Origin of the sequence: Ramlibacter sp. (assembly GCF_029866045.1) — a bacterium.
In the GTDB taxonomy this organism is placed as follows: domain Bacteria; phylum Pseudomonadota; class Gammaproteobacteria; order Burkholderiales; family Burkholderiaceae_C; genus Ramlibacter.
Window position 1 is genome coordinate 1 of the sequence record NZ_JARXAB010000124.1, and the last position, 5,588, is coordinate 5,588.

Annotated in this window: 4 protein-coding genes; 2 read left to right on the top strand and 2 right to left on the bottom strand. The window is 62.7% G+C overall.

The window, feature by feature from the left end; translation table 11 throughout:
• Window positions 1-183: hypothetical protein (locus QE494_RS13225; protein ID WP_300043939.1), on the bottom strand; the 183-nt coding region annotated here is incomplete at its 3' end.
• A gap of 391 nt (window positions 184-574) precedes the next feature.
• A complete protein-coding gene (locus QE494_RS13230) occupies window positions 575-1,213 on the bottom strand; it encodes a fibronectin type III domain-containing protein (protein ID WP_300043941.1) in 639 nt (212 codons plus the stop codon).
• 972 nt (window positions 1,214-2,185) lie between these two features.
• Here QE494_RS13230 and QE494_RS13235 point away from each other — a divergent pair.
• Both QE494_RS13235 and QE494_RS13240 read left to right on the top strand, forming a co-directional pair.
• Window positions 2,186-3,343, top strand: a complete 1,158-nt coding sequence (locus QE494_RS13235) for a delta-60 repeat domain-containing protein (protein ID WP_300043943.1) — start codon at window positions 2,186-2,188, stop codon at window positions 3,341-3,343.
• Window positions 3,280-5,588, top strand: a 2,309-nt coding sequence (locus QE494_RS13240) for a choice-of-anchor D domain-containing protein (protein WP_300043945.1), incomplete at its 3' end; no start/stop codon positions are given. The genes QE494_RS13235 and QE494_RS13240, both read left to right, overlap by 64 nt.

The following is a 5,588-nucleotide window of genomic DNA, read 5'->3' on the forward strand; positions in this document are numbered from 1 at the left end:
CTCCTGGCTGCCCATCGATCCCTGGCAGGCCTTGAGCTCCAGGCGCTCCATCCACACCCGGCGGCCCTTGCGGACCTGGCGGCCCTCCCGGCTGGCCATCGGCACCGGGTGGCCCTTGCGCTCCCGGCGCACCCTCGGCTCCGGGCGGGCCTTGCGGGCCTGAGGCACCGGGCGGGCCTTCATTGCCCTGCGGGCCTTGCGATCCTTGAGCCCCATCCGCGCCAGGCGGTCCAGGCGCCCCCTCGTTGCCGTTGGCACCCGCCGGGCCTTGCGGTCCCGGCGGTCCACCGGGATCACCGGGCGGCCCTGGGGGCCCCTCCGCGCCAGGCGGCCCCTGCGGCCCGGCGGGAATGGCGTCGATGAGATCCTTGAGGCCGTTGAACTGCCCGCGCAGCTCCTGGGCTTTGATCTGCACGTTGTTGGGAGGGAGATTGGGATCGAAGGGCATGGCGGGGGGAAAGTTTGCCGTTGATGACGCTGGTTGACGGTTGTTGGCAGTGGTTGGCAAACCACCGCCTACGGCGCGTAGCGCCCTCAACAACGGCCAACCACCGCCAACGCTCGCGCAGCGAGCTTAGGGCACGATCTTCGTCGCCGGATCACTCCAGGCACCAGGGCCGTTGGAGCCGATGCCGCGCACGCGTAGCCACACGCGCTGGCCGCTGGTCAGGCCTGTCAGCTTCGTGTACGAAGTGGTTGGTTGCACCATCGTCGTCCACGGGCCGTCAATCGGGTGCGTCGTGGTGATTTGCACCTCGTAGGTTTTTGCCAGAGCATCGGGATCAAAGGTGAGGTCCAGAGTGCCGGAGGCATCGCCTGCCGTGAGAAAGAGGTTCAAGATCTGTGCGGGTGGCGTGGTGGACTGCACTGCTGCCGAAGCCAGCGGATAACCGGAGGCACCCAGCAGGGCGGCATCGCCGCGAGCCTCGGCTTCGACGGCGCTGATGACGACGGTATGTTCATCACGCAGTTCGTCAGCGGTGGCATCGCGCGTGGCTTTCAGCGCTACCAGTCCGGCACGCGCCGACTCGTAGGCGTCGTTCGCGGCTTTGGCGGCATCGCGTTTGGCGGTCAGCGCGGCTGCCTTGGCCGCCATGTTTGGAATGGGCGGCGTGGCAGGGGCGGCGGGGGCGATTTTGGAAATGACCAGATCGGCGAGACCGATGAGTAATGTGGAATTCTTGCGGCTGAGTCCGGCACTGATGGATGACATGGCTTTGCTCCTTTGGGTTGAGTTAGGTTTAGGTGGGTCTGGCAGCCCATCAGCGTAGAAAAAACCGGCATCATAGAAAACCGTTGGGTCGTCGTAGTGGGGATTATGCGGGTCAGACATGGCGTGATGGCCTAGCAGCTATTTTTGTTTTTTATCTAATTACGGGTTAACCCACAAGGATAAATTGCAGCAGCACCATCAAATTAAAAACAAATGTGCGCGTAACAAGTTGGCCGACACAGCGTCAAAGGCGCATGAAGCATAGTGCTTCGACCCCGCTCCAGGGTGCCCTATGGGCGCAAGAAATGACCTAGAGGCCGCAGAGCTACAAAGTGGGATCACACCGCCTTCAAGTGCTGGCACACAGCCTTCAAGTGCTGGCACACAGCCTTCAAGTGCTGGCACACAGCCTTCAAGTGCTGGCACGCAGCCTTCAAGTGCTGGCACGCCGCCTTCAAGTGCTGGCACAAAGGGGCGTTGTGGGGCCGCAAAAGCCGTTTGTGGGGTGCCGCAGCCTTCAAGTCTGCCACATTGGCACATTCGCGGCCTGAAAAAGCTCTTTCAACTGTTTACATGAACACTCCATCAACACCAGCCGTTGCCGATACCACCTCATGAACTGCCGCACCACGCTGTTTCCACCTTCAGGATCGACACGCCATTCACGGCCCACGGCCCTTCCGCGGCTCCAGACAAAGGCCCTTCCCTGCGCTTTTGCGGGCCGTCCAGCGTCGCATCATGTTCATCAAGAAAAACGGGTTAAGACGGCGGATGACCGCCAATGACGCAGCCCAAGGGAAGCCAGACATGCAAAAAAGCTCAAGACACCTGATTCAAGCCCCGAGATGGGGCTAGGCGCGCCCGCGCCTCGAAATCAACGATGTTCAGAATTGGCCTGTTGCTTGCCACTGCCGCACTGCCAACTTTTTTGCGACATTAATGAGTCTTCGTATAAGGATCCGCCCACCGCCGATGAAAACCAGCCACCACCTCACCCTCATCTTTCTTGGCTTGTTGTCTGCATTCCTGCTTGGCACCACACCCGCTCATGCTGCCCCAGGGGATGTGGACTCGCTCAATGCCAATGTCGGCGGCGGCGGGAGCTTCGACCGCGGCTCCGTGGATACCACCGCGGTCCAGGCAGATGGCAAGACGATCCTCGCGGGCAACTTCACCTCCGTGCTGGGCGAACCGCGCAACAACATCGCCCGGCTGAATGCCGACGGCACGCTGGATGCGGGCTTCAATCCCAATGTCAGTGGTTCCGTCAGTTGCGTGGCGGTGCAAGCGGACGGCCAGATCCTGCTCGGGGGCTCCTTCACCAGGGTGGGCGGAACTACGCGCAACTACATCGCGCGGGTGGCGGCCAATGGCACGCTGGATGCGGGCTTCAATCCCAATGCGGACAGTTACGTCATATGCGTGGCAGTGCAGGCAGACGGCCAGATCTTGCTCGGGGGCTACTTCACCTCCGTGGGTGGCACCACGCGCAACCGCATCGCACGGGTGGCGGCCAATGGCACCCTGGATGCGGGCTTCAATCCCAATACGAACGAGAGAGTCTCAAGCGTGGCAGTGCAGGTGGACGGCCAGATCCTGCTCGGGGGCCTCTTCACCAGTGTGGGCGGCACCACGCGCAACCGCATCGCGCGGGTGGCGGCCAATGGCACGCTAGATGCGGGCTTTAATCCCGATGTGTCCCAAATGGTTTATTGTGTGGCAACACAGGCGGACGGCCAGATCCTGCTCGGGGGCACCTTCTCCAGCGTGGGCGGCACCACGCGAAACCGCATCGCCCGGCTGAATGCCAATGGCACGCTGGATGCGAGCTTCAATCCCAATGTCAACGGTTCCGTCCGTTGCGTGGCGGTGCAGGCGGATGGCCAGATCCTGCTCGGAGGTGCCTTCTCCTTCGTGGGCGGCACCACACGCAGCAACATCGCCCGGCTGAATGCCGATGGCACGCTGGATGCGGGCTTCAATCCCAATGCGAACACCAGCATCGATAGCGTGGCGCTGCAGGCGGATGGCCAGATCCTGCTCGGGGGGGGGTATCTTTCACCAGCGTGGGCGGAATTGCTCGCAACTCGTTTGCCCGACTGCTCAATGATCCCGCGACGCAGACGCTGAGTGCCACGGACACGTCCCAGGTCATCTGGACTCGAGGCGGCAGTGCGCCGGAAATCGCCCAAGTCACCGTGGAGCAGAGTACGGACAGCGGCACGACCTGGACAACCCTCGGCAGCGCCACCCGCATGGGCAGCACCCCCAACTGGCGACTCACCGGCCTCAACCTCCCCACCAACGTCCAACTGCGCGCCCGTGGCCGCAGCAGCGGCGGCGACAATAATGGCAGTTCGGGGCTGATCGAGCAGGTGGCCAGTTTCAGCGGGCTACAGCCCCTGGGGATCGACGTGACGCAAACCAGCCAGTTGTACGATGGCATCAGCCATGTGGCCTTCGGTTCTACTTTGGTGGGCAGCAGCGCGCCGCTCACCTTTACGATCACCAATCCCGGCAACGCCGACCTGAGCAACCTCGTCGTGACGCTGGACGGGACGGACTCGGGTGACTTCATGGTCAGCGCCCTGAGCGCCACGAGCCTCCCCGTGGGCGCAGGCACCTCCACCTTCACCGTGACTTTTTCCCCGACCGCGAGCGGAGCCAAGACGGCCGCCCTCCACATCGCCAGCAACCTGACCGGGACCCAGAACCCCTTCGACATCATCCTGACTGGAACTGGCCTGAATAACGCGCCGACGATCAGCGACGTCGCGATTCAAACGATCAACGAGGACGAGAATACGGGAGCGCGGGCCTTCGCCATCGGGGACGTGGAAACTGCCGCAGCTTCACTGACGGTCAGCGGCAGTTCGAGCAACACGACGTTGGTGCCCAATGGCAACATTGTGTTCAGCGGCAGTGGTGCCAGCCGCAGTGTTGTGGTCACACCGGCAGCGAACCAGTTCGGCAGCGCAACAATCACGGTGACGGTGAGCGACGGCATCGCCACGACGAGCGACACTTTTGTGCTGACGGTCAATAGCGTGAACGATGTGCCGACGATCAGTAACCTCACGGACCGTACTACGAATGAAGACACCAGCACAGGGGCGATAGCCTTTACCGTCGGCGACGTGGAAACAGCGGCGGCAGCACTGACCGTCACCCGTACTTCCAGCAACACGACGCTGGTGCCCACGGCCAATATCGTACTCGGCGGCAGCGGGGCGAGTCGCACCGTGACGGTGACGCCCGCGGCCCATCAATTCGGCAGCGCAACGATCACGGTCACGGTGAGTGACGGCTCGGCGAACGCGATCGACACCTTCCTGCTCACCGTCAATGCCGTGAATGATGCGCCCACCATTTCAAACATCACGGATCAGAGCATCGGCGTGAACACGCTGACCAACAGCCTGCCCTTCACCCTTGGTGATGTGGAAACGCCTGTGGCTGCACTTAGCGTGAGCGGCACGTCTTCCAATCAAGCGCTGGTGCCCGACGGGAACCTCTTCTTTGGCGGCAGTGGGGCCAACCGCACCGTGACGGTGGTTCCTGAGACCAATCAGTTTGGCACGGCCACGATCTCCGTGTCCGTGAGTGATGGAGTTCTCACGGTCACGGACACGTTTGTGGTGACGGTCCTGGGGGCTGATATTGCGGTGGAGCAGCCCTTCAATAGCAACCTAACCGATGGGGGGAGCAAGAGCTTCGGCAACGTGGCGGTGGGCGCAAACAGCAGTCTGAACTTCTTCATCAAGAACACTGGCAACGCCAACCTCACGGGACTGACGATCTCCCAAGATGGGCCCGATGCAGGGATGTTCACGGTCACAGCAAACCCCACGGCACCGGTGAGTGGCCCGAACGGAACGACGGCGTTCACGGTGCGGTTTGCTCCGACGAGCGTCGGACTCAAGACTGCGGCGCTCCACATCGCCAGCAATAATCCTGATGAGAGTCCCTTTGACATCACACTCACGGGCGGGCCGCCTGCGGAGCCGGAAATCGCGGTGGAGCGCTCGGGGGTCAACATCGCCGATGGGGGGAGCGTGGGTTTCGTGACCGCCACGGTGGGCAGTCCGGCGGATGTCGTCTTCACGGTGAGGAACACGGGCAGCGCCCCGCTGGCACTGAACGGCACCCCCGTGGTGGCCGTGGGAGGCACGGATGCCGCGCTCTTCAGCGTGATCTCACCCCCGGCCTCTGCCGTAGGGGCAGGAGACAGCACAACCTTCATCGTGCGGTACGCCCCCCTAGACAGCAGCCCCAAGACAGCGACTCTCTCGCTCGCCAACAACGACACGGATGAGCACCCTTTTGACCTGAACCTCACCGGCGCAGTGCTGAGTTTCACCACCGACACGGATGG